We start from the raw sequence: 25,456 nt of genomic DNA on the forward strand, positions 1-25,456 counted from the left end.
CCGTAACCAACAATCAATGGCAACTGCGATAGTTGGGGTTTCATTGTAGGCAAAAAGCCCGGAATGCACACCACAGAACCACCGACAGCCCCTTGTTGCGACGCAGCAACGTGAACTTTATGCACAGCATATCCACAAGACAACGGGAAAACTTGTGGACCGACTGTGGACGACCTGGGGACTTCCGAGGCCACTCCCACATCGTGGGTCAATGCAGCACCTCGGCGCAGGAATTTCTCTAAAAACAGGCCCATTTTAGCGAAATCGGTCAACACAAGATCATCGATAGTGAGCATCCACTAACAAATCTTCCATCCGGTGCACGATCACTTGACTCCACGCACTGTGGCGAATCGGCCACCCCCAGAAAAAACCCCCAGCTCGCAAAGGGTCTGAGGGTATTTGGAGCCTCCGACCAGCGGTCGGGCCGAGGCGGTCTCAGCGCTGCGGGCGGATCACCGCGTATTGCGCCCACTCACCGCGACGGAACAGCACATTCACAGGGCGTGACTTGTCGATCTTGGTCAGCGCGGTTTCCATGTCTTTCAAGCTCGCGGTCTCCGTGTTGGCGATGGCCACGATGACGTCGCCCTCGCGCAAACCTGCACGCGCTGCAGGCCCCTCGGCCGATGCGATGCGCACACCACCCTTGAGGTTGAGTTCCTTCTTTTCGGCGGCGGTCAACTCAGCCAGGCCAAGGCCCAGCGACTGCACGGCATTGCTCGCCTGGGGCTTGGTGGGCTCGGGTGCTGCGGCTTTCACCTCTGGCTTTTCGGGCTCAAGCTCCGCCACCGTGATGGTCAGTTCCTTCTGGGCCCCACGCCGCAAGACGGTCATGGCGCTCTTGTTGCCCGGCTTGGTGTTGCCCACAAAGCGCGGCAAGTCCACCGACTTCTCAATGGTCTTGCCATCGAACTTCAAAATGATGTCGCCGGGCTCGACGCCCGCTTTCGCAGCGGGCGAATCGGGCTCCACACCCCGCACCAACGCACCCTTCGGGCCACCAAGCCCGAGCGACTCGGCCACCTCCTTGCTCACCTGGTCGATCTGCACGCCAATGCGCCCTCGCGTCACGCGCCCGGAGGTCTTGAGCTGATCGGACACGCGCACCGCCTCGTCGATCGGAATGGCGAACGAGATGCCCTGAAAACCACCCGAGCGCGAATAGATCTGGCTGTTGATGCCGATCACCTCGCCCCGCATGTTGATCAGCGGACCGCCCGAGTTGCCCGGGTTGATCGCCACGTCCGTCTGGATGAACGGCAGGAAGTCGCCCGTGTCGCGCTGCTTGGCGCTCACGATGCCGGCGGTCACGGTGTTCTCGAGCCCAAACGGTGAGCCGATGGCCATCACCCACTCGCCCACCCGCAGCCGGTTCACATCGCCAATCTTCACTGGCGCCAGGCCGGTGACCTCGATCTTCACGACGGCCACATCGGTGCGTTTGTCGGCACCCACCACCTTCGCTTTGAATTCGCGGTTGTCGGGCAAGGTCACAAGCAACTCGTCGGCCCCCTCCACCACATGGGCGTTGGTCATGATCAGACCATCGGCGCTCAGGATGAAGCCGGAACCTACCCCGCGCGGCTGTGCATCCTCCGACGGTCCCCGCTCCTGTCTGGGTGTGCGCGGCGTCATGCCGGGCGGCACCGGAATGCCGAAACGCTTGAAGAATTCGAGCATCTGTTCGTCGGGCGCACCTCCAGCGCCAGGGCGAACAGCTGCGGCGCGCTCCAATGTGCGGATATTGACCACGGATGGACCGACCAGATCGACCAGATCGGTGAAGTCCGGCAGGCCTCGCACACTCGCCGCAGGCGTCACGGGAACCACCGTCTGCGCTGAAAGAGAGGGGTGCAGCATGAGCAATGCCGTCCCGATTGCGGCCAGTGCCAGCAGGGGTTGTTGAGTACGTTTCAGGTACGTCATGGTGATCCTTTACACAAACGCAAATGGCAGAACTGAGCAGCGTGCAGCCGCAGCGCAGGACTCAAATAAAACCTCGCGCAGATGCGGCTTCACCAGACAAAAACAAGCGTGGCAGGTTTACCGAGTCCGCTCCAACGCAAGGGCAAAACGGCGCAGTGTCGACGGAGGAACCTCGCCCAGCACCGTCAGCCAATGGTCGCCAACCCGCTTGCTGACAGAGTGCGTTGCGCCGACCGCAGCCGCCTTTTCCTGCCCATGCCGTTGCGGATCGAAGGGTTCGACAAACAGGGACACCGAGGCCAGGCCATCGGAGAACACCCATTGCATCGGTGCTGTGCCAGGCGCCTGGGCGGCACCGGTGTCGCGGGTGTGGCAACTCATGGCGGCGAATCCGGGCACAGCTTCTTTCAACCGCCATCCCTCAGCTTCAGCCGTGGTCTTCTTCAGCACCGGTTTGTGTACTTCATAGCCACGCGTGTCCTTCATCAGTCGCTGAAGCTTGTCCATGCTGACCGAAGCATCCAGGTGAAGTTCGGAGAACGCCATTTGCTCCAGCACGGCCCCTTGCTCACCCAGCGTCTGCAGCTTCACCACCAGACCCGTCTGCCGTTCGGACCAGATGCGATAGCCGAACCTGAGCTCATCTCTGGGCAGGATTTCAACCATGTCGGCCAAGTGCCCCGCCACGCGTTGCACACCGGTCTCGCGCGCCGAATAGAACTGTGGAATCAGGTTGCCCGGTGTGCGCAGCAACTCGGGGAACAGGCCCAGCGATTCGCGCTTTTCGACAAACGCCGTCTTGGTCTCTGGCTCGAACGTGATGACGTCGTTGTTGCGGCGAATGGTCGTGCGAGGCGCACCCGTCAGCGTGTCGATGCGCTCCATTTGCTGGGTACCGTCGCACACATGCCAGATCTTCGAAGCGGACATGGCGGGTCCTGCCGACACCACCAGCGTGCCGGTGTAGGCCCGTTGTCGCGAAGCCTCGTGCATGCGGGTGAGCCACTCATTGACGGTCCGCGTCCCGTTTTGGGCGCCCGGGCTGACCTGTGCCTGCAAGGGACCGCCCAACAGCAGCCCCGCGGCCAACAAGGCCATGGCTCCCACCGGGCGCCAACGGCCACGGCGAGAAAGACTGCGTGGGATGTGCATGAACGAGGCATCTGCAAAAACAGGCGCGACGGGTCTGGCGTCAAACAGGTGTGGCGTCATGGCAATTCAGCGCCCCGCCGCGTCGTACGTTGCGTTGCGAATGAAGCCGGAAGGCATTTGCAGGGCCGACATACCACCATGCTGGCGGTGCTCGGCCAGCAATGCTTCGAGCTGGGCATCGCGGATCAAAACGCCCCTATCGGTGCTGACCGCCACCGGCGTGGCGGTCGAAGGCACAGCGGCGGTTGCCGCCGTCGTGGGCTGCAGGGAGGGCATCGAATCAGTGCCAGGCGAAGTCAACGCCAGTTGAGCGCCCGCAGAGCCATCCAGCACGCCCCCCGATCCAACCAACACACTCCAGCTCACAGCCATCACGGCTGCGATGGAGGAAAGCCCTGCCACCAGCTTCCACCGAAAGACGGCATCGTTGGCGGCTTCGCTGCGGCGATTTGCGGCGCTGACAGCAATCACCTCTGCAGGTCGCAGGGGCGTGGCATCCACTTCGATGTCCTGTGTTTGCAGACCACGTCTGACCGCGGCCAGGAAATCGCTGGTCGAAGTGGAACCCATGGGATCTTCATGTCCACGGAGAACATCCCCGATCACCTGATAAGCATGCCAGTCCGACATGGTTTCGGTTGACACGTCAAGGGAAGCCAGCAAACGGCCCAGCTCCGATGCAAGGAGTTCCCCATCAACCAGCGCCGACATGGCGAGATCGTTGTCGGCGCCGTCCGTCAGGGCTGCGGCGTTTTCATCTGGCGACTGGTTGTGATGTTGTGCGGCATTCATGATTCGTTTCCCCGTTTGCAATGCAATCGGCCGAGCTTGTGTCATTCGATTGCTGCGCCGTTACCAGCGCTTACCCGTCTGGCGCTCCAGCATGGGCTTGATGCGCCCCGAAATCGCCTCGCGGGCCCGGAATATCCGCGAGCGAACTGTTCCGATCGGACATTCCAGCGCCTGCGCTATTTCCTCGTAACTCATGCCCTCAATTTCCCGCAAGGTAATCGCCATGCGCAACTCTTCGGGCAACGCATCCATGGCCGCATTGACCGCCTGGGCGATCTCCTTGCTGGCCAACACCGCTTCGGGCGTCTCGGTATCGGCAGCATTGAAATTTAGTTCGCGTTCTGACGAGGAAGTTTCATCGTCATCCGAGGATTTCATCTGCGACTGAAAAATCAAGGGATCACGCTTGAGCTCCATCAGTTGCTTCTTGGCCGTGTTGACCGCAATGCGGTAGAGCCATGTGTAGAACTGGGCGTCGCCCCGGAACTGCGCCAGGGCACGGTACGCGCGGATGAACGTTTCCTGCGCGATGTCCTGCACCAAGTCGGAATCGCGCACCATGCGGCCAATGAGCCGCTCGACTCGGCGCTGGTACTTGATGACGAGCAACTCGAATGCGCGCTGCTCGCCGCCCAGCGTGCGCTGCACCAACATGACATCGCTGTCGGGCGGCGGGGCTGTGTGATCTTCGGGTGTCATGCGCGCGGAAATATAACCCAAGGGGTCGAACGGAGGACTGGGCGTGCTCCAAGACCTGCCATGCGGGCCTCGGTCCAATGGGGGCAGGCGCTCCTCAGGCGCGACTCGAAACAAGGGCGCGGCGAAGGTCGTTCCAACGCGCCGGATGGCTGCGTCTCTCCAGCCAGATCCAGCGCTGGCCCGTGTTGACTGACCGAAAGCGCAGCAGAATCCTGTCTTGAAGATCCAGCACCCACTCCATATGGATCAGTGCTACAGGCTCGAAACTGGACAGGTCGCTCCAAAGCCACACGCCTGCCTCGCCCTCGTCGAGCGCCGCATTTGAGTTCCACTCCAGGTTTCCTTGTGGTGACCGCAGCCAACCCGTGACAGCGACCGCAGCCCAAGCCATCCACAACAGCAAGCAGGGCAGCACAGCGGTCCACCTCGAAGAATGATCCAACCGCTGAGCAAGCCCGAACAGGAACAAGGTCCCCACCGCCGCACTCACCAAGCCGATGATCGTCAGCAGCAAGGCATAAAAGGCGCAACGCCCCACCGGGTAGACCACGGATGGGGCGTTGTACATGGAGGTTTCTCAGGATAGAAGCGATCGTTGGGTTCAAACGCGCTTGAAAACCAGTGAGCCGTTGGTGCCGCCAAAGCCAAAGTTGTTCTTCAGCGCAACGTCGATCTTCATGTCTCGCGCCGTGTTGGCGCAGTAGTCCAGGTCGCATTCCGGATCCTGGTTGAAGATGTTGATGGTCGGCGGGCTCTTTTGATGATGCAGTGCGAGCACAGTGAACACACTCTCGATGCCGCCGGCTCCACCCAGCAAGTGACCAGTCATGGACTTGGTGGAGTTCACCACCACCTTGTGCGCATGGTCACCCAGGGCCGCCTTGATGGCATTTGTTTCGTTCAGATCTCCCAGAGGCGTCGAGGTGCCGTGCGCGTTGAGGTAATCCACCTGATCGGCGTTCAAGCCTGCATTGCGCAGTGCATTGACCATGGCGCGCCGAGGGCCATCCATGCTGGGCGCCGTCATGTGGCCGGCATCGGCGCTCATGCCGTAGCCCGAAAGCTCGGCATAGATTCGCGCGCCGCGTGCCTTGGCGAACTCGTACTCTTCCAGCACCATGACCCCGGCACCTTCACCCAGCACGAAACCGTCCCTGTCCTTGTCCCATGGACGAGAGGCAGTTGCGGGGTCGTCGTTGCGCGTCGATACCGCCCGCATCGCGGCGAAGCCCCCGACACCCAAGGGCGACACAGTGGCCTCCGAGCCACCTGCAACGATCACGTCGGCATCGCCGTATTCGATCTTGCGCGCGGCCTCGCCGATGCAATGCAAACCCGTCGTGCATGCGGTGACCACCGCCAGGTTCGGGCCCTTGAAGCCGTATCGAATGGAGACGTGGCCGGCGATCATGTTGATGATCGAAGCAGGCACAAAAAAGGGCGAGATGCGGCGCGGGCCGCGACTCACCAGCTCGGCGTGCATGTTTTCGATGAGCGGAAGCCCGCCGATACCCGAACCGATGATGCAACCGATGCGGATGGCGGTCTCTTCATCCAGCGCATCACCCAAGGGCAGTCCCGAGTCAACGACGGCCTGGTGAGCCGCTGCAATTCCGTAATGGATGAAGCTGTCCATCGTGCGCGCCTCTTTGGCGCTCATGTAGGACTCCAAATCGAAGCCCTTCACTTCGCCTGCGATCTTGCAGGCGAAGTTGGATGCGTCAAACCGGGTGATGAGATCAATGCCGGAACGTCCGGCCAGGAGATTGGTCCAAGCGTCTGCCACCGTGTTGCCCACGGGGCTGATACAGCCCAGACCGGTCACGACAACGCGACGACGGCTCATTCAATTCCCCCACGCCCTGTGTCGCGCACCTCGGACGCGGCGTCTGATGGACGTGCGGGCCGGGCGACGATCAAGCGTTTGCAAATGGACAATCAGGCCTTCTGGTGGGCCGTTGCGTATTCGATGGCGTTTTGCACCGTCGTGATCTTCTCGGCGTCTTCGTCGGGGATTTCGATACCGAATTCGTCCTCGAGAGCCATCACCAGTTCGACCGTGTCCAGGGAATCGGCGCCGAGATCGGCCACGAAAGCTTTCTCGTTGGTGACCTGACCCTCTTCCACGCCGAGTTGTTCGGCAATGATTTTCTTAACACGTGCTTCGATATCGCTCATAAGTCCCTCTGAGGGTGGTTGAAATACAAGGCCGCCATTTTAGCCGGGCTAGGGAGGTCTCCCCAGATGGCCCGCCGGGCGGCTGGCGCGGCGATTCAACAAAATTGAAAGCGGATGACCTCGTCAGGACATGAACATGCCGCCATTGACGTGCAACTCCTGGCCCGTGACGTAAGACGCCTGTGGGCCGGCCAGGTAAGCCACCGCATGCGCGATGTCGGCTGGTTTGCCCAGATGCCCGAGTGGAATCTGGCCCAACAAAGCCTTTTGCTGCTCTTCGGGCAGCGCCGCGGTCATGTCTGTTTCGATGAAACCTGGCGCCACGCAATTCACCGTGATGTTGCGGCTGCCTAGTTCACGCGCCAGCGCACGTGTCATGCCCGCCACGCCGGCCTTGGCGGCTGCATAGTTGGCCTGGCCTGCATTGCCCGAGGCGCCGACCACGCTGGTGATGCTGATGATGCGACCGTAGCGCTGCTTCATCATCGGTCGAATCACAGCCCGGCTCATGCGAAAAACGGCTTTGAGGTTGGTGTCCAGCACGGCATCCCAGTCGTCGTCCTTCAGGCGCATGGCCAGCATGTCACGGGTGATGCCGGCGTTGTTCACCAGCACCTGCAGACCGCCGTGGGTCTTGACGATCTCATCGATCAGCAGCTCAGCCAAGGCCGCATCGTTCACATCCAGCTTCGCGCCACGGCACCCCGCAGCAACCCCGGGAACACCGGCCAGACTGGTGGTGATCTTGGCGGCACCCTCGTCGCTGGTGGCGGTACCGATCACGATCAGGCCGCGTGCAGCGAGCTCGTGAGCAATGGCGGCACCGATGCCGCGCGAGGCCCCGGTGACGAGCGCCACCTGACCTGCAAACTTCACTTCAGACATGGTGTGCTCCGGGCCTCAGGCCAACAAGGTTTTGACATCGGCCAGCGTGGCCGGGTCGTACAGGGCCGCGCCTGTGAGTTCGGTGTCGATGCGTTTGACCATGCCGGCGAGCACCTTGCCCGGGCCGCTCTCGATGATCGTGTCAATGCCACGCGCCTTGATGGCCTGCACACATTCGACCCAGCGCACCGGGCCGAAGGCCTGGCGGTACAACGCGTCGCGGATGAGGTCGGCGTCGGTTTCCTCGGCCACGTCGATGTTGTTGATCACGGGAATCTGCGATGGGGCAAATGCGGTATTCGCCAACATCTCCCTCAACCGCTCTGCCGCCGGCTTCATGAGGCTGGAATGGAAAGGCGCCGACACCGGCAACAGCAGCGCGCGCTTGGCACCATTTGTCTTGAGCACCTCGCAGGCCTTGTCCACCGCTGCCTTGCTGCCGGCAATCACGGTCTGGGCGGGATCGTTGAAGTTCACGGCCTCAACCACTTCAACACTGCCCGCGCCAAACGTGGCTTGCGCCTCGGCACAGCCGGCGATGACACGTTGCGCCTCCATGCCCAGGATGGCGGCCATGGCCCCGGTGCCGACAGGCACCGCTTCCTGCATGGCAGTCGCGCGAAATCGCACCAGCGGCGCTGCCTGGGCCAGCGTCAACACGCCAGATGCAACCAACGCGGCGTATTCACCCAGTGAGTGTCCAGCCAGCACGGACGGCAACGCACCACCCTCGGCGCGCCAAACGCGCCATGCGGCCACGCCCGCAACCAGCATCACCGGCTGGGTATTGGTGGTCAGGGACAGCAATTCCTTGGGGCCTTCGTGAATCAGCTTGCCCATGTTTTCGCCCAGCGCATCCGATGCTTCGGCGAGGGTGCCCAGCACCTCGGGATGGTCGCCCCAGGCGTCGAGCATGCCCACAGATTGGGAGCCCTGGCCTGGAAATACAAACGCGAAATTCTTCATGTGATCTTCAATTGGTCTTGTGCGGGAGAAGCCTTGGCTCAGAGGCCACCGAGCTCAGAAGTCCAGCAGCACAGCGCCCCAGGTGAAGCCGCCGCCCACCCCTTCAAGCATCAAGGTGTCACCCCGCTTCACCTGCCCCTTGCGCACGGCATGGTCCAGCGCCAGCGGAATCGAGGCTGCTGACGTATTGCCATGCTGATCGACGGTCACCACCACCTTGTCCATGGGCAGCTTGAGCTTGCGTGCCGTGCTTTGCATGATGCGGATGTTCGCCTGGTGAGGAATGAGCCAGTCGACATCTTCGGCTGTTCGGCCCGCCTTGGCGAGCACGGCTCGCGCGGTGTCTTCGAGCACGCCAACGGCCAGCTTGAACACCGCTTGGCCGTCCATCTTGAGCAAAGGGTCGCCCAGAATTGCGCCACCCGACACATGCCCGGGCACACACAGGATGCCCGAGTGCTTGCCATCGGCATGGATGTCGGTGGCGAGAATACCGGGCACATCAGACGCTTCGAGCACCACGGCGCCCGCACCGTCACCGAACAACACGCAGGTCGTGCGGTCATTGAAATCCAGGATGCGGCTGAACACTTCGGAGCCGACCACGAGCGCCTTGTGGGCCGTACCCGACTGGATCAGGGCGTCGGCCACGGTCAGCGCGTAGATGAACCCACTGCAGACCGCCTGCACATCGAACACCGGACAACCCGCCATGCCCAGTTTGTGCTGCAGAAGCGCCGCGGTGGAGGGAAAGACCATGTCAGGCGTCGACGTGGCCACGATGATGAGATCAATGTCTGCCGGCTGCACGCCTGCGGCGGCTATGGCGTCGCGGCAGGCCACGGCGGCCAGATCGCTGGCAAACACGCCGTCAGCGGCGAAATGCCGCGCGCGGATGCCGGTGCGCTCGACGATCCAGTCGTCGCTGGTTTCCACACCGCGCTTGGCCAACATGTCAACCATGTCGGCGTTGGTCAGGCGGTTGGGCGGCAGGCAACTGCCGGTGCCGGTGATGCGGGCAAAGCGGGTCATGCGAAGCGGATCGGGCGGATCAAAGTGTCGGGATGCTCTTGAGCTCGCTGGGCAGCGACTCTGGCGAGATCAGTTGCTTGGCATGTGCGATGCGATCACGCACGTTGTCCAGCAGCTGGTTGTGGGCCGCATCATAAGCCCGCCTCAAGGCATGCTCGAACGCAAAAGCATCTGCGGAGCCGTGACTCTTGAACACCAGCCCTTGCAGGCCGAGCAAGGCAGCTCCGTTGTACCTGCGATGGTCTACGCGATTTTTAAACGACTTTAAAACCGGATAGGCAACAATCGCCGCCATTTTTCGGAAAATGCTGCTTGAAAACTCTTCGCGTATGAAGCCGCTGATCATGGAGGCCAAGCCTTCGCTGGCCTTCAGCGCAACATTGCCCACAAAACCGTCGCAAACAACAATGTCGGTCGTCCCCTTGAAAATGTCATCACCCTCAACATTGCCAAAAAAGTTGAGATCGCCGGTGTTGGCTGCATTTCGCAGCAAAACACCCGCTTTTTTTATCACCTCACTGCCTTTGATGACCTCCTCACCCACATTCAGCAACCCGACGCTGGGCTCCGGGCGACCGGAGGCGGCTGCCACCAGGGCCGAACCCATCACGGCGAACTGCAGAAGGTGTTCGGCCGAGCAATCGACGTTGGCGCCCAGGTCCAGAACGGTTGTGGCACCACCGCGGGCATTGGGCATTTGCGTGGCAATTGCAGGTCGGTCGATACCATCCATGGTCTTGAGCACATAGCGGGCAATTGCCATCAAGGCACCGGTGTTGCCGGCCGAGACCACCGCCTGCGCATGGCCGTCCTTGACCTGATTGATGGCAATTCGCATGGACGAGTCTTTTTTGCGGCGAAGCGCTATCTCCAGCGGATCGTCCATCCCGACAACCTCTGTGGCCGACACCACCGTGCAGCGGACGTTGTTGAGCAACTGTGGCCATGCCCGGAACACCTCGGGTTTGCCCACCAACAACAGTTGGGCCTGCGGGTGACTGGCAAGAAAGGCCTGGCAGGCGGGCATCGTCACGCCCGGGCCGACGTCTCCACCCATGCAATCCACGGCAATGGTGATCATCTCAACTTCCTGAGGCGGGCACGCAAGATGCCCCGTCCATGAAAAAAGCCCGCATGGATCATGCGGGCCTGTGCCTGTCGAGCCCGCCCGGCCCCGAGCGCATGACGCAGCAGGGCCAACGGCGAACCGTCACGTCAGGCTTCGGATTTGTTCTTCAACACCTGGCGGCCACGGTAGAAACCGTTGGGGCTGATGTGATGACGCAGGTGGATTTCGCCGGTGGTGGGTTCCACAGCAATGCCCGGCACGTTCAGGGCGTTGTGCGAACGGTGCATGCCGCGCTTGGAGGGGGACTTTTTGTTTTGCTGAACAGCCATGGTGGGCTCCTGAAATCGGTAGGGTCAAACGGGTGCGCCTGAACCATGCACATCGGTGTGCCTTTGGATGCCAGCGCAAAGCCAAGCATTATAGCCCGAAGCCTGGGCCTGCAGCCACCTCCTTGTCGGGGCTGCTCAAAGAGCCTACTTCTTGAGCTTGGCCAGCCCGGCGAACGGGTTCTTGCGCTCGGGCTCACCGTCCTCCAGCCCTGTCATGGGATCGGATGTGCTCATGACCACAGGGACTGGACAGGTTTCGTGCAGCGGCACCAGCGGCAATTCCATCAGCAGTTCGTCTTCCAGCACATCGTAGAGCCTGGGACGTGGCTCCAGCGCCAGCAGGTCTTCTTCGCAATCGTCGTCTTCCGCGGCCGCGGTGGCCTCGTCGGCGACAAAGCGGAACCAGCGGTCCACCGACAGGGACGTTTCAACCGGACCCAGGCAGCGCTGACAAATCAGGGGCACCCGGGCGCTGGCCTCCAGGTGCAACCAGACGGCCGGGGCACCGCCGGAAGCCCCGGGGCGCATTTCGCCCTGGGCCTGCCAGTTCACGCAGCCCAGCGCTGGTGCACCGTCTTCCAGGTGAGCTTCGGCTTGGAGGCGCTCGAAACGCGACATGGAATCTTGGGCTTTCAAACTGGCGCCGGCCTGGGCAAATGCGCGCACATCCAGCCGATCGGGGCTCCAGGCTGTCTTGGGGGTGGGTTTCATATGGGTCAGTTTAAGAGAATGCAAGGAGAATAGCGGGATGACCTCCGATCGCCCAAGCGCAACACCTCCGGCCTCGCGCCCTCTCATACTGGGCTCCACGTCCCGCTACCGGCACGAACTGCTGTCGCGCTTGAAATTGCCCTTCGAGGCTGTGGCGCCGGATGTCGACGAAACCCCGCGTTCGGGCGAAAACCCCGCCGACCTGGCGGTGCGGCTGGCGTTGGCCAAAGCGCGCGAAGTGGCGCAGCGCCATCCGCAGGCCGTGGTGATCGGCAGCGACCAGGTGGCAGATCTGCGCGGCGAGCCGCTGGGCAAACCTGGCACGCACGAGCGAGCGGTGGCACAACTCAAACGGCTGCGCGGCGAAACGGTGGTGTTTCAGACCGCGCTGGCCGTGGTTTGTGCGGCCACGGGATTCGAGCAATGCGACATCGCCTCGGTACGCGTGGTGTTCCGCAAACTCAGCGACGCCGAGATCGAGCGCTACCTGCGGGCTGAGCAACCTTACGACTGCGCCGGCAGCGCCAAGAGTGAAGGCTTGGGCATTGCGCTGCTGGAGCGCATCGACAACGACGACCCCACAGCACTTGTGGGCCTGCCCTTGATCCGCACCTGTCGCATGATCCGCGCCGCCGGCGTACATGTGCCGTGAGCGGCAGGCAACCCCGAACGGGCGTGCTGTACCTGGTACCCACGCCACTGGATTTCGGCATGGCACTGGACGCCGCGCCGGCAGACACCTGGCTGCCCCGGGAGACGATGTTGGTGGCCAGCAGCCTGACCCACTGGATCACGGAGAACGCCAAGAGCACCCGTGCTTTCCTGAAGCGTGTGGAGACGGCAGCGGGTATCGCGGCGCCGATGCAGGGTCAACACATCACCGAACTGCCCCGTGCTGCGCACAAGAAGGGTGACCACAACCCGCAGGCCGAGAGTGACGCCCAGGCGCGCGATCTGCTGGCACCAGCCCTGCAAGGCCACGACATCGGCCTGGTGAGTGAAGCCGGCATGCCGGCCATCGCCGACCCGGGCAGTGCGGTGGTGCGCGCTGCGCACGCGATGGGATTGAGGGTGGTGCCGCTCACGGGCCCAATATCACTGATGCTGGCACTGGCGTCCAGCGGTCTGAACGGGCAGAACTTCGCGTTTGTCGGCTATGTGCCGCAAGAGGCCACGGAGCGGGGCAAGCGCCTGCGCGAACTGGAAGCTCTGGCCCTGAAGACTGGACAGACTCAGATACTGATCGAGACGCCCTACCGCAACACCACGTTGTTGCAAGCGCTCCTGCAGACGCTGCATCCGCACACCCGGCTGGCCGTGTGCTGCGCGATGTCGCTGCCGCAGCAGGTAAGCCGCAGCGCGTTGGTGAGTGAGTGGAAACGCACCCAGGGCATGGTCAACGGACTGCCACTGGACACGCCAGCGGTGTTTCTTTTCGGTCGCTGAGGCGATCCCCCGCAGTGTTCAGCCCATCACACGTTTGAGGTGGGCGCGCACAGACGCGCCGAGATCGGTATTGGCCAGTGCCAGATCGATCGTCGCCTCCAGAAAACCCTCTTTGCTGCCGCAGTCGTAACGTGTGCCGTCGTACCGGAACGCCTGCACCTTCTCGATGCCAATCAAGGCGGCAATGCCGTCGGTGAGCTGGATCTCGCCACCCGCGCCGCGCGGCTGACGCCGAATGCTCTCGAACACCGCGGGCGTGAGGACGTAGCGGCCAGCCACGGCCAGGGTGGACGGCGCCACGTCGGGCGCGGGCTTCTCGACCATGGCAAACACCTCGGCCAATGCCGAGCTCACGCCATGCACATCGACCACACCATAGCGCCGGGTATCCGCTCGCGGCACGTCCTGCACGGCCAGCACGGTGCCGGGGCTGGATTCGTACGCCTGCACCATCTGCTGCAACACGGTCGGGCCACCCTCGCTTTGGCGGGATCCCATCATCAAGTCATCGGCCAGCAGCACGGCAAACGGTTCATCGCCCACCAGCCGCTCGGCGCACAGCACCGCGTGACCCAGACCGAGCGCGCGGGGTTGGCGCACATACACGCAGTCCATGTCGTCGGGTTTGATGGAGTGCACCAGTTCGAGCAGAGCCGACTTGCCGGCCGCTTCGAGCTCCATCTCCAGTTCATAGGCGGTGTCGAAGTGATCTTCAATGGCCCGTTTGTGTCGGCCGGTCACGAAGATCATTTCGCGGATGCCGGCGGCATAAGCTTCCTCCACCGCGTACTGGATCAAGGGCTTGTCCACCACCGGCAGCATTTCTTTTGGAATGGCTTTGGTGGCGGGAAGGAATCGGGTGCCCAGGCCACCCACGGGGAAAACGGCTTTGCGAATTTTCATGCTCTCACTTTGCGTTGTGGTGTCGTGCACGAAGGATAGCCTTCCACGGCCACGGTCAGATGTAAAAATACGTTGAAAGGCTACACTGCCCCCAGCATCGAGGCGGCCTCATCGTCCTCACCGCCCAACCCAAACACTGCAGCGCATGAGCATCACCCCCGTCATTCTTTGCGGAGGCTCCGGCACCCGCCTGTGGCCACTGAGCCGCCAGAGTTTCCCCAAACAATTCGTGCCCCTGGTGGGTGACCAGAGCCTGCTGCAACTCACGCTCGCGCGCCTGGCCTGGTGTGGCAATCCACCCGTGTGCGTGGCCTCGGAAGACCACCGCTTCCTGGTGGCCGATGCGATGGAATCGCAAGGAACGGCGGGCCAGGTGCTGCTGGAGCCCGCCGCGCGCAACACGGCTGCGGCCATGGCACTGGCCGCGCTGCTCGCCGCCAGCCCTCCCGATGCCGACCCGCTGCTGCTGTTCTGCCCGTCCGATCACCACATTCCGGATGTCGCGGCTTTTGCACACACGATCCGTCAGGGTGTTCCGGCGGCGCAGGCCGGTGCCATCGTCACCTTTGGTGTGGTGCCCAGTTTCCCGAGCACGGCCTATGGTTACATCGAGCAAGGCGATGCCCGAGCCGACGGCAGCCGCCGCGTGGCGCGCTTCATCGAAAAGCCTGCCCCTGCGGCCGCGCAGGCCTTGCTGCTGCAGGGCAACGTGCTGTGGAACGCCGGCATCTTCCTGGCTCGCGCCAGCACGCTGCTGACCGCGCTCGGCCAGTACGCCGACGACATCCTTCAATCCTGCCGCCTGGCCATGGCCAGTCCGAAGCAGGACACCGTGGGTCAAATCCATTTCGTGCGACCGGACGCCGTGCCGTTCCTGGCCTGCCGCTCGCAGAGCATCGACTACGCCGTCATGGAGCACCACGCCGATGTGGCCGTGGTGCCTTTCCAAGGCCAGTGGAGCGATGTCGGCAGTTGGAACGCTGTGGCCGACCTCAGCCCGGCCGACGACGACGGCAACCGCATCACCGGACAAGGCCACGCCCTGCACGCGAGCAATACCTTCATCCACGCACCCGGCCGCACCGTGGTGGCCCTGGGCACGCGAGACCTGTTGATCATCGACACGCCCGATGCCTTGCTGGTCGCGCAGCGGGACCACGCGGAACAGGTCAAGGACGTGGTCGCGCATCTCTCGCGGTTGCAGGTGCCGCAGGCCGCCCTGCACCGCCGCGTGGCGCGCCCCTGGGGCTGGTACGACAGCGTCGACATGGGCGAGCGGTTCCAGGTCAAGCGCATTGGCGTCAAACCCGGCGCCTCCCTGAGCCTGCAAAAGCACCACCACCGCGCCGAACACTGGATCGTCGTCAAGGGTACGGCCGAGGTCACGCGTGGACAAGAGGTCTATCTGCTGTCCGAGAACCAGTCCACCTACATCCCCATTGGCGAGGTGCATCGTCTGCACAACCCCGGCAAGCTGCCGCTGGAGATGATCGAGGTGCAGTCCGGCAGTTACCTGGGTGAAGACGACATCGTTCGCCTGGAAGACAAATACGGCCGCCAGCCCGACGCCGCCAAACCCTGAGAACCCGACATGAAGATCCTGCTAACCGGCGGCGCCGGCTACATCGGCAGCCACACTGCGGTGGCCCTGGTCGCGGCCGGGTTCGATCCGGTCATTCTGGACAACTTCGCCAACAGCCATCCGGTGGTGATGGAGCGCCTGGCCACGATCACCGGCAGGCGGATGGTGCTCGAACACGGCGATGTGCTGGACACGCCTTGGGTGGAAGATGTGTTGCGCCGCCACCAGCCGGCGGGCGTGGTGCATTTTGCTGGCGACAAGGCAGTGGGCGAGAGCGTGGCGCTGCCACTCAAGTATTTCCACAACAACATTGGTGGCGCGGTGAGCCTGCTGCGCGCCATGGAAACCGCACACGCCGACGACCCCGGCACGGCGCCAACGCTGGTGTTTTCCAGCAGCGCCACGGTGTACGGCGACCCGGCCACCGTACCCATCACCGAAGATTTTCCGCGCAGCCACACCAACCCATACGGGCACAGCAAGCTGGTGATCGAGGACATGCTCTCGGCGCTGGGCGCGGCCAACCCGGCCTGGCGGGTGGGCGTGCTGCGCTACTTCAATCCGGTCGGCGCACACCCCAGCGGACTCATCGGCGAAGACCCCGCGGGCATTCCCAACAACCTCATGCCCTACGTGGCCCAGGTGGCCGTGGGCCAGCGCGAACACCTCAATGTCTACGGCAACGACTACCCAACGCCCGATGGCACCGGCGTGCGCGACTACATCCACGTGCAAGACCTGGCCGCCGGCCATGTGGCCGCCATCAAGGCGTTGCTGGGTCGTGGAGAGAGTTTCACGGTGAACCTGGGCACAGGCCGCGGCCACAGCGTGCTCGACGTGGTGAAGGCGTTTGAGGCCGCCAGCGGCAACCCCGTACCCTACCGCGTAGCGCCGCGCCGCGCGGGCGATGTGGCGCAGTGCTGGGCCGACCCCGCGCTGGCGCTGCGGCTGCTCGGCTGGCAGGCCTTGCACACGCTGGACGACATGTGTGCCGATGCCTGGCGCTGGCAGAGCGCCAACCCCAGCGGCTACAGAAGTTAGCCGCGGTGATTTTTCCAGGGCACCCGCGGAACCGGCTCTGCCGGGCCGCCAGGTGCGCCCCCTGCAGGGGGTGACGCCGAAGGCGGCGCGGGGGGTTACCTCAATTGAACGCCTGCGGCGCGGGCTGCGAGGAACATGCCTTCGCCCACGCTCGCACCGAAACGCTTGGCCAGCCGCAGACCCACGTTTTCGCGGCGCGTGTAGTCCACCAGCTCCTCGGCCTTGACGATCTCGCGCGCCACGTAGTCGAGGTTTCCCAGACCATCGGCCAGGCCCAGCGCGACGGCTTGCTGGCCGTTCCAGACCAGGCCGCTGAAGGTGTCGGGCGTTTCCTTGAGGCGCTCGCCACGGCCTTTTTTCACCACTTCGATGAACTGCGCATGGATTTCACCCAGCAGGTTCTGCATGAACAGGCGCTGCGATTCGTCCTGTGGGCTGAACGGATCGAGCAGCCCCTTGTTGGCACCCGCCGTCATGAGGCGGCGCTCGATGCCCAGTTTTTCCATCAATCCGGTGAAGCCAAAGCCGTCCATCAGGACACCGATGCTGCCGACCAGACTGGCCTTGTCCACATAGATGTCGTCGGCCGCCGCCGCGATGTAGTACGCCGCCGATGCGCAGGTTTCTTCAACCACCGCATAGACCTTTTTCTCGTGCAGGCCCTTCAGGCGCGTGATCTCGTCGTTGATGATGCCGGCCTGCACCGGGCTGCCGCCGGGTGAATTGATCAGCAGCACCACCGCCTGTGCGCCTTCGTCGTCAAAAGCAGAGCGCAACGCAGCGACCACGTTCTCCGCGCTGGCTTCAGCGCCCGAGGCGATTTCCCCCTTGATTTCCACCACCGCGGTGTGCGGTGTGCTGGTGGTCGATACCACGCCATCGCTGGAGTAGATCAGCCAGACGATGGCGCCCAGGATGGCCAGCCACATGAAGCGGGTGAACATCTTCCAGCGGCGTGCCGCCTGTTGCTCGCGGATGGTGGCGAACACCAGTTTTTCCAGCGTGGCGCGCTCCCAGGCCCCGCCGTTGTTGCGGTCGTTGCCAGCGGAATTGGCCGAGCCCAGGTTGTCGTCGTTCATGGTGCGTGTGTTCTCAGAATTCAACGGGTTTGAGGTGGTATTGTGACCGCCAGTGGATCACCCCATCGAGCTCCAGCAGTTCGATCTTGAACAGCCCGCCGCGGCAAGGTCCGCCCCGGCATTCCCCTGTTGAAGGCTCATATACCGCTCCGTGCGTGGCGCACATAAGCCAACGACCCGTGTCGTCGAAAAAGCGGTCGGGCTGCCAGTCGAGTTCCATCGCCACGTGCGCGCAGCGGTTCAGATAGGCGTGCGGCTGGCCCTGGTAACGCACCGCAAAAGCTCGACAGGTCTGGCCCGCGTAGTTCACATCGAACGAGACCGCCCTCCCCCCGTCGACCAGATCACGGCTGTTGCACAGCGGGTGGACCGGGTCGTCGGGCAGTGGCGTCATGGTGGCCTCAGGCGTGCTCGGTGAGCCAGTCGTGCAGTTCGCGCACCGAATGCGCCACATGCAAGGGCTTGAGTTCGTGGAAGGCGTCGGGCACGTGCGCGCCATAGCTCACACCCACGCTCGCACAGCCCGCGTTCAGCGCCATCTGCAGGTCGTGCGTGGTGTCACCGATCATGAGCGTGCGCTCAGGCGTCACACTGAACTCGTGCATCAGCTCGTTGAGCATCAACGGGTGGGGCTTGCCGGCGGTTTCGTCGGCCGTGCGCGAACCGTCGAACACGCCAGCGAGTTCCACCGTGCGCAACACCTCGTCGAGACCGCGGCGGCTCTTGCCCGTGGCCACCGTCAGCCAATGCTGGCGGTGCTTGAGCTCGGCGAGCAGCGGCAGCACGCCCTCGAACAGGCTGAGATCATGCTGTCGCGCCATGTAGTGATGGCGGTAGCGCTCGCCGAGCTGCGGGTATTTCTCGGCGGGCACGTCGGGCGCGGCGTGGGCCAGTGCCTGCATCAAGCCCATGCCGATCACGTAACTGGCGGCCTGGGTGGTGGGCGGTGTGCCTCCCACGTCGGTCACGGCCAGCTGGATGCAGCGGGCGATGAGCGCGGTGGAATCGAACAGGGTGCCGTCCCAGTCGAAGGCGATGAGGTCGAATTGGCGAGCACGCATGGTGTCAGTGACCCGCCAGAGCCTGCGCGTGGTGGCGCAGATGATCTTCGACAAAGCTGGCAATGAAGTAGTAGCCGTGGTCATAGCCCGGGTGGCTGCGCAACACGAGCGGCTGGTCAGCGTCCACGCACGCGGCCTGCAGCAGGTGCGGATGCAGCTGCACGGCGAGGAAGGTGTCGCCCAGGCCCTGGTCGATCAGCAGGGGCGGCGCCTTGTGGCCGGCCTTCACCAGTTCGGTGGCGTCGTGCGCGGCCCAGGCCGAACGGTCGGTACCCAGGTAACCGGTGAACGCCTTGTCACCCCAGGGGCACTGGCCGGGCGCGGCGATCGGTGCGAAGGCTGAGACACTCTGGTACAGCCCCGGGTGTCGCAAAGCCAGCGTGAGCGCGCCGTGGCCGCCCATGGAGTGGCCGAAGATGCCAACACGATCGGGTTTCGCCGCGAAGTTCGCCAGTACCAGAGCACGCAGCTCCTGCGTGATCCAGCTCTCCATGCGGAAGTGCTTCGCCCAGGGCGCCTCGGTCGCGTCCAGGTAGAAGCCGGCGCCGTGGCCGAAATCCCAGGCGGCGCTGGCACCGTCGATGCCGGTGTCGCGCGGACTGGTGTCGGGCGTGACGATCATCAAGCCGAGCTCGGCCGCCATGCGCTGCGCGCCGGCCTTGATGGCAAACGTTTCCTCGGTGCAGGTCAGGCCCGCCAGGAAGAACAACACCGGCACCGGGCCATGAACGGCCTGTGGCGGCACGAAAACGCCGAACTTCATCGGCAGGCCGATCTCGGTGGATGCATGCCGGTAAAAGCCCTGCACGCCACCAAAGCAGCGGTGCTCGCTGAGCGTCTCCAGGCTCATCAGAACTCCACCACGGCGCGGATGGATTCGCCGCGCTTCATCAGGTCGAAGCCTTCGTTGATCTGGTCCAGACGCAGCTTGTGGGTGATCAGGTCGTCGATGTTGATCTTGCCTTCCATGTACCAGTCGACGATCTTGGGCACGTCGGTGCGCCCGCGCGCGCCGCCGAAGGCCGAGCCTTCCCACTTGCGGCCAGTGACCAGCTGGAAGGGGCGCGTGCTGATTTCGGCGCCGGCCTCGGCCACGCCGATGATGATGCTGCGACCCCAGCCCTTGTGCGTGCACTCCAGCGCGTCGCGCATCACCTTGGTGTTGCCGATGCACTCGAAGCTGTAGTCGGCACCGCCGTCGGTGAGTTGGACGATCGCATCCACCACATTGGGCACTTCCTTCGGGTTGATGAAGTGCGTCATGCCGAACTTGCGGGCCATGGCTTCGCGCGCGGGGTTGAGGTCGACACCGATGATCTTGTCGGCGCCCACCATCTTCGCACCCTGGATCACGTTCAGGCCAATGCCGCCCAGGCCGAACACGACCACGTTGGCGCCCGCTTCCACCTTGGCCGAGAAGATCACCGCGCCGATGCCGGTGGTCACGCCGCAGCCGATGTAGCAGACCTTGTCGAACGGTGCGTCTTCACGGATCTTGGCCAGCGAGATCTCGGGCGCCACGGTGTAGTTGCTGAAGGTGCTGGTGCCCATGTAATGAAAGATGGGCTTGCCGTCCAGGCTGAAGCGGCTGGTGGCGTCAGGCATCAAACCCTTGCCTTGCGTGCCGCGGATGAGCTGGCACAAATTGGTCTTGCGGCTCAGGCAGAACTTGCACTGGCGGCATTCGGGCGTGTAGAGCGGGATGACATGGTCGCCCTTCTTGAGCGAGGTCACGCCTGGGCCCACATCCACCACGATGCCCGCGCCTTCGTGGCCCAGGATGGCGGGGAAGATGCCTTCGGGATCGGCGCCCGAGAGCGTGTAGTAGTCGGTGTGGCAGATGCCGGTGGCCTTGATCTCCACCAGCACTTCGCCGAACTTCGGGCCTTCCAGATCCACGGTTTCAATGGTGAGAGGCTGGCCTGCTTTCCAGGCGACGGCGGCTTGCGTTTTCATGGTGTCTTCGATGGGTTGATGAGGTCTCTGTCGAGAGTACCGCAGATCAGTTGGCGCTGCCCTGGGGACCGATGGATTCCACCACGCCGGCATACCTTGCCAGAGCATCGAACAGTGCGGCAGCCGCGTCATCGCCAATTTCGTCCATCAGCTCCCGTTCCGCCTTCTTCAATGCTTTGGAGAACGCGGCCAGCCACAAACGGCCCGCCTCGGTGAAATTCACGATACGCACCCGCTTGTCCGAGGGATCGGCCATGCGAACCACCAGGCCCAGGCTTTCACATTGGTCGATCAGCTCCGTCATCGCTGCATTCGTCATGTTCGCGCGCTGTGCCAGCACCGTGATGCGGGTGCCTTTGAGGTCGAGGTGTCGAGTGAGGTTGATGTGGGGAAGCCGTGTCTGGCCGTGGCCAGCCTGAACCATCAAGTCCAGTACCCGTGCCTCGAAGCGCGTGAGCGCATTGCCCAGCACACGTCCTGCGTTGTGCATGCGCCAGGCGTCGGACGCACGGCGCGCCCTGGACGGCGATCTGTTTTTCGGTACACTCAAAGTATTTAGGCAACCTAAGTAAATAACCGACATGGCTGGAGAATTATCGATGAGCCCGGCGGTCGTTCCGAAGGAAGACATTCATACCGATGTGCTGATTGCTGGCGGCGGGCCCTGCGGTCTCATGCTGGCCAATGAACTCGGGCGACGCGGCGTGCGCGCCTTGCTGGTGGAGCCCAAGCCCGGAACCGCATTCAACCCGCAGGCCAATGCGACGCAGGCACGCACCATGGAACATTTCCGGCGACATGGTTTTGCCGACGAGATCCGGGCTCAGGGGCTGCCTGCTGACCACCCGACCGACATCGCGTACTTCACCCGCTTTGCGGACCACGAGCTGGCCCGGCTTCGCCTGCCCACGGCGGGGCAGGCTGCAACAACCATCAAGGGTCTCGACGGCTCGTGGAGTGCAGCAGAGCTGCCCCACCGCGTGTCGCAAAAGTTCGTCGAAGCCACCCTGCTGCGCCACGCCTGCGGTTGGCCGAGCATCGAGATCCGGCATGGCTGGCAGCTCCGGCAGTTCACCGACTGGGGAACCGATGTTGAGGCACACATCACCACCGTGGACGAAACGGATGCCCGCACCGTGAGGGCACGCTATCTGGTGGGTGTGGACGGTGCGCGCAGTTCGGTGCGCCAACGGCTCAACATCGGTTACGGTGGTGCGACAGGCTTCAAACGGGCGTTCATGGGCGGCAAGATGTTTGCCGTGTACTGCCGCGCCCCCGCCTTCTACGAAGCGTTTCCGCATGACCGGGCCTGGATGTACGTGTCCGTGAACGCGCAGCGGCGCGCGTTCATGGCGTCGGTCGACGGCCAGAGCGAATTTGCCTTTCATGCCGCCGTCCACGAGGGCGAAGATGCCGACGCCTGGACGGAAGACGACGCCAGACGCATTTTTTCTGAAGCCATGGGCCGCGAGCTCCCCATCGAGGTCTTGTCCTTGCTGACGTGGACGGCCGGTCACGCGCTGGTGGCCGAGAGATTCCAGAAGGGCCGCGTGTTCCTGGGTGGTGATGCTGCCCATCTGTTCACGCCGACGGGTGGTCTGGGCTACAACACCGCCGTGGAGGATGCCGTCAACCTGGGCTGGAAACTGGCTCACGTGCTCAAAGGTTGCGCACCCACCTCACTGCTGGACACCTACGAGGCCGAGCGCAAGCCGCTGGCCGAACGCAACACGGGCTATGCCCGGCACTTTGCCGACTCGGTGGGTCTGTTCCAGGCCACGGCAGAACTGGAGCAGGACACGGCCGGCGGTGAGCTCGCCCGACAGGCCGCGTCGGCGCACCTCAACACGCACGTGCGACTGGAGTTCAACATACCGGGCGTGACCTTTGGTGGCCGCTACGACGGATCGCCCATCATCGTGTCCGATGGCTCCAAACCCCCACCCGACAAGCCCAACGAATACGTGCCGACGGCCTGCCCCGGTGGACGCCCTCCGCACGTCTGGCTGGAAGACGGTCGATCGCTCTACGACACGTTCAACTTCGAGTGGACGCTGCTGGCATTGGGGCCGCACCCGCCCGACACCGGTGCTTTCGAGCGCGCCGCCCTGGAGCGGGCGCTGGACCTGCGGGTGACCCGTCACGCCGCGCCGGATCTGCTGGCCTTGTACGAAGCCCCGCTGGTGCTGATTCGGCCAGATCAGATCGTTGCCTGGCGCGGGGCCGATGCAGGCAACGCCGCGTGGATCCTGGGCTCCTGTGTCGGCGCCGCTGCGCCAACAATGCCCTGACACATCACTCGACCTTGGCGCCACCCTTGAACCATTGCGCCACCAGCGCGCGCTCTTCATCGGTGATGCCCGTGGCGTTGTTCATGGGCATGAGGCGCGACACCACCACTTGCTGGTAGACCGCTTGCGCGTGCTGCTGCAACGCCTCAGGTGAATCGAGCCGCACGTTCTTGGACTGCAGTGCCTCGCCGTGGCACATGACGCAACGTTGTTCGATCACCGGTTTGAGCTGCGCATAGCTCACGGTGTCGGGCACCGCCACGGCCTGCACCGGCGCGGGCTTGAGCCAGACGATCAGCGCCACCAACACCACCACACCGACGGCGGCGTAAGGCCATGGATGCGCATTGCGGCCCAGCTTGAAGCCGTGGCGCATGACGAAGAACTGCCGGATCGCCGCGCCCGCGAACATCATGCCGATCAGGATCAGCCAGTTCTGCGGATGGGTGTAGGTAAAGCTGTAGTGGTTGCTCAGCATGGCGAACAGCACCGGCAGCGTGAAGTAGGTGTTGTGCACGCTGCGCTGCTTGCCGCGCTGGCCGTGGATGGGGTCCACCGGACGCCCCGCCTTGAGGTCGGCCACCACGGTGCGCTGCCCCGGGATGATCCAGAAGAACACGTTGGCGCTCATGGCGGTGGCGATCATCGCGCCCACGAGCAGGAAGGCCGCGCGCCCGGCAAACAGCTGCGTGGCCAGCCAGGCCGCCACGCACACCAGCACCAGCACCAGCGCACCGACCTTGGCGTCGCCGTTCTCCTTCTGCCCCAGCGTGCGGCAGATCGCGTCGTACAGCAGCCAGAACACCACCAGGAAAGCCAGCGCACCGGCGATCGCGGCGGCCGGACTCCAGACGAACACCTTGGGATCGATCAGGTAGACGCTCGGGCTCCACAGGTACGAAATGAGGAACAGCGCAAAGCCCGAAAGCCAGGTGGAATAGCTCTCCCAGTAGAACCAGTGCAGGTGCCCGGGCAGTTGGGGCGGCGAGACCGCGAACTTCACCGGGTGGTAGAAGCCTCCGCCGTGCACGGCCCAGAGCTCGCCGCTCACGCCGTCCTTCTTCAACTGTTCGTCTTCAGGCGGCGTGAGGCTGCTGTCGAGGAACACGAAATAAAACGAGGAGCCGATCCAGGCAATGGCCACGATCACGTGCAGCCAGCGCAGCAGCAGATTGGCCCAATCGAGCAGGTAGGTTTCCATGGCACCTCAAGGCAACATCAAGGGTTGCGACTCACCACCGCGGGCGCTGTGAGTCGACTGAGGGCCGCGATTGGGTGGGCTGGTGCTCACCTGCTCCGCTGCGACCAAGCCATCAAAGTGTATACACATTTTGGAGACAATCAAGGTGTTTCTGAACTGCGGGCATGGGCATCCACGGCAAGCAACAACTGAGCCACGACCGACGCCGCGATCACCGCGGGCACCTTGCTGTCAATGCCCGGCAAGCCGATCGGGCAGGTCACGCGGCCCAGGTCTTCCGCGGAAAAGCCGCGCTCCATGAGGCGATGGCCAAAGGTCGCCCACTTGGTGCGGCTGCCGATCAAACCAATGAAGACCAGATCGTTGCGCTCCCGCTGGCGCTGCAGGCACGCCGCCACCACGTCCAGGTCTTCTGCGTGCGAGAAGCTCATGATCAATACGCAGGAGCCCGCGGGGAGGTCGCGCACGGCGGCGTGCACCGGGTCGGAATGTTCGGTGCTCACCTGCGCCGGCAGGCTCAAAGGAAACACGCCGTCGCGGCTGTCGATCCAGGTCACGTCGAACGGCAATGGCTCCAGCGCCTGCACGATGGCGCGTCCCACATGGCCGCCGCCGAACAGCGCCAGCGGTGTGTGCGCGGGCCGCAGCCGGACGCGCAGTTCCTCGGCGTGCGATGCATCCACCGGCTCGAAGCGCAGCACCAGAGAACCGCCGCAGCACTGGCCCAGACTGGGTCCGAGCGTGACGCGCTCTTGCCAGCCCTGTGGGGTTTCGTCGGGTTGCTCAGCCCGGCGAGCCAGCGCTTCGCGCGCCTGGTGCATGGCTTTCCACTCCAGATGCCCACCGCCGATCGTGCCCACTTCGCCGCGTGTCGCGTCCGCAAAGACCGCCATCCACGCACCCGCTTCGCGAGGAACGGAGCCCCGTGTTTGCTCAACGGTGATGAGCACTGCGGGAACATGCGCCAGAGTCAGCAGAAAGGTTTCAAGTTCGCTGGGCATGTGTGGCGTCGAAGTCAAAGAATGTGTATGAAAAAGTAAGGTCAAACCAGGCGCGTCAGTATCAACCGTACTGTGCGAAACCTTGCAGTCCAGCCACAATACATTCCATCCACCCGTTTGTATGCGCACACGTGGCCACACCGGGTTCCGATC

General features: G+C 63.6%; 28 protein-coding genes. 5 read left to right on the forward strand and 23 right to left on the reverse strand.

Annotation, left to right across the window (positions count from 1 at the left end; genetic code table 11):
- From ASE11_RS26625 to ASE11_RS12500, 14 genes are all read right to left on the reverse strand, one after another.
- On the reverse strand, positions 1–296 hold a 296-nt coding region (locus tag ASE11_RS26625), incomplete at its 3' end, for a hypothetical protein (protein WP_235501279.1).
- A gap of 142 nt (positions 297–438) precedes the next feature.
- Positions 439–1,929: a DegQ family serine endoprotease gene (locus ASE11_RS12440; protein WP_082585704.1), complete on the reverse strand. Its 1,491-nt coding sequence runs from the start codon at positions 1,927–1,929 to the stop codon at positions 439–441.
- A 117-nt stretch (positions 1,930–2,046) separates the two neighbouring features.
- Positions 2,047–3,027: a MucB/RseB C-terminal domain-containing protein gene (locus tag ASE11_RS12445; RefSeq protein WP_235501280.1), complete on the reverse strand. Its 981-nt coding sequence runs from the start codon at positions 3,025–3,027 to the stop codon at positions 2,047–2,049.
- Between the two features lie 120 nt (positions 3,028–3,147).
- Positions 3,148–3,873 carry a sigma-E factor negative regulatory protein gene (locus ASE11_RS12450; RefSeq protein ID WP_056271544.1) on the reverse strand — a complete coding sequence of 242 codons (726 nt, stop codon included), beginning with the start codon at positions 3,871–3,873 and terminating at the stop codon, positions 3,148–3,150.
- 60 nt (positions 3,874–3,933) lie between these two features.
- Positions 3,934–4,572 carry an RNA polymerase sigma factor RpoE gene (gene rpoE / locus ASE11_RS12455; protein ID WP_056271547.1) on the reverse strand — a complete coding sequence of 213 codons (639 nt, stop codon included), beginning with the start codon at positions 4,570–4,572 and terminating at the stop codon, positions 3,934–3,936.
- 94 nt (positions 4,573–4,666) lie between these two features.
- Positions 4,667–5,140, reverse strand: coding sequence for a hypothetical protein (locus ASE11_RS12460; RefSeq protein ID WP_056271550.1), 474 nt, complete (start codon positions 5,138–5,140; stop codon positions 4,667–4,669).
- A 33-nt stretch (positions 5,141–5,173) separates the two neighbouring features.
- Entirely contained in the window at positions 5,174–6,418 is a 1,245-nt protein-coding gene (gene fabF / locus ASE11_RS12465; protein WP_056271553.1) for a beta-ketoacyl-ACP synthase II, read from the reverse strand.
- 92 nt (positions 6,419–6,510) lie between these two features.
- Positions 6,511–6,750 (reverse strand): acyl carrier protein, encoded by a 240-nt coding sequence (gene acpP / locus ASE11_RS12470; RefSeq protein ID WP_056271556.1) that lies wholly within the window; start codon positions 6,748–6,750, stop codon positions 6,511–6,513.
- A gap of 123 nt (positions 6,751–6,873) precedes the next feature.
- The gene (gene fabG, locus ASE11_RS12475) at positions 6,874–7,635 is read right to left on the reverse strand and encodes a 3-oxoacyl-ACP reductase FabG (RefSeq protein WP_056271559.1); all 762 of its coding nucleotides are present in this window, start codon (positions 7,633–7,635) and stop codon (positions 6,874–6,876) included.
- Between the two features lie 15 nt (positions 7,636–7,650).
- Positions 7,651–8,601 (reverse strand): ACP S-malonyltransferase, encoded by a 951-nt coding sequence (fabD, locus tag ASE11_RS12480; RefSeq protein ID WP_056271563.1) that lies wholly within the window; start codon positions 8,599–8,601, stop codon positions 7,651–7,653.
- A 54-nt stretch (positions 8,602–8,655) separates the two neighbouring features.
- Positions 8,656–9,633 carry a beta-ketoacyl-ACP synthase III gene (locus ASE11_RS12485; RefSeq protein WP_056271567.1) on the reverse strand — a complete coding sequence of 326 codons (978 nt, stop codon included), beginning with the start codon at positions 9,631–9,633 and terminating at the stop codon, positions 8,656–8,658.
- 19 nt (positions 9,634–9,652) lie between these two features.
- Positions 9,653–10,714, reverse strand: a complete 1,062-nt coding sequence (plsX, locus tag ASE11_RS12490; RefSeq protein ID WP_056271572.1) for a phosphate acyltransferase PlsX — start codon at positions 10,712–10,714, stop codon at positions 9,653–9,655.
- A 134-nt stretch (positions 10,715–10,848) separates the two neighbouring features.
- Complete coding sequence (rpmF, locus tag ASE11_RS12495) at positions 10,849–11,031, reverse strand: 50S ribosomal protein L32 (RefSeq protein ID WP_019575026.1); 183 nt, start codon at positions 11,029–11,031, stop codon at positions 10,849–10,851.
- Between the two features lie 144 nt (positions 11,032–11,175).
- Positions 11,176–11,742 (reverse strand): YceD family protein, encoded by a 567-nt coding sequence (locus tag ASE11_RS12500; protein ID WP_056271576.1) that lies wholly within the window; start codon positions 11,740–11,742, stop codon positions 11,176–11,178.
- A 37-nt stretch (positions 11,743–11,779) separates the two neighbouring features.
- On the opposite strand from ASE11_RS12500, the gene ASE11_RS12505 reads away from it, so the two are divergent.
- Positions 11,780–12,394 carry a Maf family protein gene (locus ASE11_RS12505; protein ID WP_056271580.1) on the forward strand — a complete coding sequence of 205 codons (615 nt, stop codon included), beginning with the start codon at positions 11,780–11,782 and terminating at the stop codon, positions 12,392–12,394.
- Between the two features lie 59 nt (positions 12,395–12,453).
- The gene (locus ASE11_RS12510; RefSeq protein ID WP_082585730.1) at positions 12,454–13,188 is read left to right on the forward strand and encodes an SAM-dependent methyltransferase; all 735 of its coding nucleotides are present in this window, start codon (positions 12,454–12,456) and stop codon (positions 13,186–13,188) included.
- Positions 13,189–13,206: 18 nt separating this feature from the next.
- Here ASE11_RS12510 and galU read toward each other — a convergent pair whose 3' ends face one another.
- The gene (gene galU / locus ASE11_RS12515) at positions 13,207–14,091 is read right to left on the reverse strand and encodes a UTP--glucose-1-phosphate uridylyltransferase GalU (protein WP_056271586.1); all 885 of its coding nucleotides are present in this window, start codon (positions 14,089–14,091) and stop codon (positions 13,207–13,209) included.
- A 145-nt stretch (positions 14,092–14,236) separates the two neighbouring features.
- Here galU and ASE11_RS12520 point away from each other — a divergent pair, with 145 nt between their 5' ends.
- Both ASE11_RS12520 and galE read left to right on the forward strand, forming a co-directional pair.
- Complete coding sequence (locus tag ASE11_RS12520; RefSeq protein ID WP_056271590.1) at positions 14,237–15,673, forward strand: mannose-1-phosphate guanylyltransferase/mannose-6-phosphate isomerase; 1,437 nt, start codon at positions 14,237–14,239, stop codon at positions 15,671–15,673.
- Between the two features lie 9 nt (positions 15,674–15,682).
- Complete coding sequence (gene galE, locus ASE11_RS12525; protein ID WP_056271593.1) at positions 15,683–16,714, forward strand: UDP-glucose 4-epimerase GalE; 1,032 nt, start codon at positions 15,683–15,685, stop codon at positions 16,712–16,714.
- Between the two features lie 95 nt (positions 16,715–16,809).
- Here the strand turns inward: galE and ASE11_RS12530 are convergent, their stop codons facing one another.
- Genes ASE11_RS12530 through ASE11_RS12555 form a run of 6 tightly spaced genes read right to left on the reverse strand, consistent with a single transcriptional unit; the run spans position 16,810 to position 21,300 of the window.
- Positions 16,810–17,793 carry a S49 family peptidase gene (locus ASE11_RS12530; RefSeq protein ID WP_056271596.1) on the reverse strand — a complete coding sequence of 328 codons (984 nt, stop codon included), beginning with the start codon at positions 17,791–17,793 and terminating at the stop codon, positions 16,810–16,812.
- 13 nt (positions 17,794–17,806) lie between these two features.
- Entirely contained in the window at positions 17,807–18,187 is a 381-nt protein-coding gene (locus tag ASE11_RS12535) for a Rieske (2Fe-2S) protein (protein WP_156406336.1), read from the reverse strand.
- 7 nt (positions 18,188–18,194) lie between these two features.
- Positions 18,195–18,854: an HAD family hydrolase gene (locus ASE11_RS12540; protein ID WP_056271599.1), complete on the reverse strand. Its 660-nt coding sequence runs from the start codon at positions 18,852–18,854 to the stop codon at positions 18,195–18,197.
- A gap of 4 nt (positions 18,855–18,858) precedes the next feature.
- Positions 18,859–19,704 (reverse strand): S-formylglutathione hydrolase, encoded by an 846-nt coding sequence (gene fghA, locus ASE11_RS12545; RefSeq protein ID WP_056271602.1) that lies wholly within the window; start codon positions 19,702–19,704, stop codon positions 18,859–18,861.
- Positions 19,704–20,810 (reverse strand): S-(hydroxymethyl)glutathione dehydrogenase/class III alcohol dehydrogenase, encoded by a 1,107-nt coding sequence (locus ASE11_RS12550; RefSeq protein ID WP_056271607.1) that lies wholly within the window; start codon positions 20,808–20,810, stop codon positions 19,704–19,706. The genes fghA and ASE11_RS12550 overlap by 1 nt, the downstream gene beginning before the upstream one ends.
- Before the next feature lie 46 nt (positions 20,811–20,856).
- On the reverse strand, positions 20,857–21,300 hold the full coding sequence (locus tag ASE11_RS12555) for a MarR family winged helix-turn-helix transcriptional regulator (protein ID WP_056271611.1): 444 nt from the start codon (positions 21,298–21,300) through the stop codon (positions 20,857–20,859).
- A gap of 109 nt (positions 21,301–21,409) precedes the next feature.
- Between ASE11_RS12555 and ASE11_RS12560 the strand changes: the two genes are divergently transcribed.
- Positions 21,410–23,101, forward strand: a complete 1,692-nt coding sequence (locus tag ASE11_RS12560; protein WP_056271614.1) for an FAD-dependent oxidoreductase — start codon at positions 21,410–21,412, stop codon at positions 23,099–23,101.
- Between the two features lie 4 nt (positions 23,102–23,105).
- Here ASE11_RS12560 and ASE11_RS12565 read toward each other — a convergent pair whose 3' ends face one another.
- Together ASE11_RS12565 and xdhC are read right to left on the reverse strand one after the other, a co-directional pair.
- Complete coding sequence (locus ASE11_RS12565) at positions 23,106–24,302, reverse strand: urate hydroxylase PuuD (RefSeq protein WP_056271618.1); 1,197 nt, start codon at positions 24,300–24,302, stop codon at positions 23,106–23,108.
- A gap of 140 nt (positions 24,303–24,442) precedes the next feature.
- Positions 24,443–25,303: a xanthine dehydrogenase accessory protein XdhC gene (xdhC, locus tag ASE11_RS12570; protein WP_056271621.1), complete on the reverse strand. Its 861-nt coding sequence runs from the start codon at positions 25,301–25,303 to the stop codon at positions 24,443–24,445.
- Positions 25,304–25,456 lie beyond the last annotated feature (153 nt).

The organism is Hydrogenophaga sp. Root209 (assembly GCF_001428625.1).
Lineage (GTDB): Bacteria > Pseudomonadota > Gammaproteobacteria > Burkholderiales > Burkholderiaceae_C > Hydrogenophaga.

Bases quoted from the DNA above. Each gene is read 5' to 3' on its own strand.
- ASE11_RS12440 (WP_082585704.1), bottom strand. From the start codon at position 1,929: ATGACGTACCTGAAACGTACTCAACAACCCCTGCTGGCACTGGCCGCA.
- ASE11_RS12445 (WP_235501280.1), bottom strand. From the start codon at position 3,027: ATGGCCTTGTTGGCCGCGGGGCTGCTGTTGGGCGGTCCCTTGCAGGCA.
- ASE11_RS12450 (WP_056271544.1), bottom strand. From the start codon at position 3,873: ATGAATGCCGCACAACATCACAACCAGTCGCCAGATGAAAACGCCGCA.
- rpoE (WP_056271547.1), bottom strand. From the start codon at position 4,572: ATGACACCCGAAGATCACACAGCCCCGCCGCCCGACAGCGATGTCATG.
- ASE11_RS12460 (WP_056271550.1), bottom strand. From the start codon at position 5,140: ATGTACAACGCCCCATCCGTGGTCTACCCGGTGGGGCGTTGCGCCTTT.
- fabF (WP_056271553.1), bottom strand. From the start codon at position 6,418: ATGAGCCGTCGTCGCGTTGTCGTGACCGGTCTGGGCTGTATCAGCCCC.
- acpP (WP_056271556.1), bottom strand. From the start codon at position 6,750: ATGAGCGATATCGAAGCACGTGTTAAGAAAATCATTGCCGAACAACTC.
- fabG (WP_056271559.1), bottom strand. From the start codon at position 7,635: ATGTCTGAAGTGAAGTTTGCAGGTCAGGTGGCGCTCGTCACCGGGGCC.
- fabD (WP_056271563.1), bottom strand. From the start codon at position 8,601: ATGAAGAATTTCGCGTTTGTATTTCCAGGCCAGGGCTCCCAATCTGTG.
- ASE11_RS12485 (WP_056271567.1), bottom strand. From the start codon at position 9,633: ATGACCCGCTTTGCCCGCATCACCGGCACCGGCAGTTGCCTGCCGCCC.
- plsX (WP_056271572.1), bottom strand. From the start codon at position 10,714: ATGATCACCATTGCCGTGGATTGCATGGGTGGAGACGTCGGCCCGGGC.
- rpmF (WP_019575026.1), bottom strand. From the start codon at position 11,031: ATGGCTGTTCAGCAAAACAAAAAGTCCCCCTCCAAGCGCGGCATGCAC.
- ASE11_RS12500 (WP_056271576.1), bottom strand. From the start codon at position 11,742: ATGAAACCCACCCCCAAGACAGCCTGGAGCCCCGATCGGCTGGATGTG.
- ASE11_RS12505 (WP_056271580.1), top strand. From the start codon at position 11,780: ATGACCTCCGATCGCCCAAGCGCAACACCTCCGGCCTCGCGCCCTCTC.
- ASE11_RS12510 (WP_082585730.1), top strand. From the start codon at position 12,454: ATGGCACTGGACGCCGCGCCGGCAGACACCTGGCTGCCCCGGGAGACG.
- galU (WP_056271586.1), bottom strand. From the start codon at position 14,091: ATGAAAATTCGCAAAGCCGTTTTCCCCGTGGGTGGCCTGGGCACCCGA.
- ASE11_RS12520 (WP_056271590.1), top strand. From the start codon at position 14,237: ATGAGCATCACCCCCGTCATTCTTTGCGGAGGCTCCGGCACCCGCCTG.
- galE (WP_056271593.1), top strand. From the start codon at position 15,683: ATGAAGATCCTGCTAACCGGCGGCGCCGGCTACATCGGCAGCCACACT.
- ASE11_RS12530 (WP_056271596.1), bottom strand. From the start codon at position 17,793: ATGAACGACGACAACCTGGGCTCGGCCAATTCCGCTGGCAACGACCGC.
- ASE11_RS12535 (WP_156406336.1), bottom strand. From the start codon at position 18,187: ATGACGCCACTGCCCGACGACCCGGTCCACCCGCTGTGCAACAGCCGT.
- ASE11_RS12540 (WP_056271599.1), bottom strand. From the start codon at position 18,854: ATGCGTGCTCGCCAATTCGACCTCATCGCCTTCGACTGGGACGGCACC.
- fghA (WP_056271602.1), bottom strand. From the start codon at position 19,704: ATGAGCCTGGAGACGCTCAGCGAGCACCGCTGCTTTGGTGGCGTGCAG.
- ASE11_RS12550 (WP_056271607.1), bottom strand. From the start codon at position 20,810: ATGAAAACGCAAGCCGCCGTCGCCTGGAAAGCAGGCCAGCCTCTCACC.
- ASE11_RS12555 (WP_056271611.1), bottom strand. From the start codon at position 21,300: ATGCACAACGCAGGACGTGTGCTGGGCAATGCGCTCACGCGCTTCGAG.
- ASE11_RS12560 (WP_056271614.1), top strand. From the start codon at position 21,410: ATGAGCCCGGCGGTCGTTCCGAAGGAAGACATTCATACCGATGTGCTG.
- ASE11_RS12565 (WP_056271618.1), bottom strand. From the start codon at position 24,302: ATGGAAACCTACCTGCTCGATTGGGCCAATCTGCTGCTGCGCTGGCTG.
- xdhC (WP_056271621.1), bottom strand. From the start codon at position 25,303: ATGCCCAGCGAACTTGAAACCTTTCTGCTGACTCTGGCGCATGTTCCC.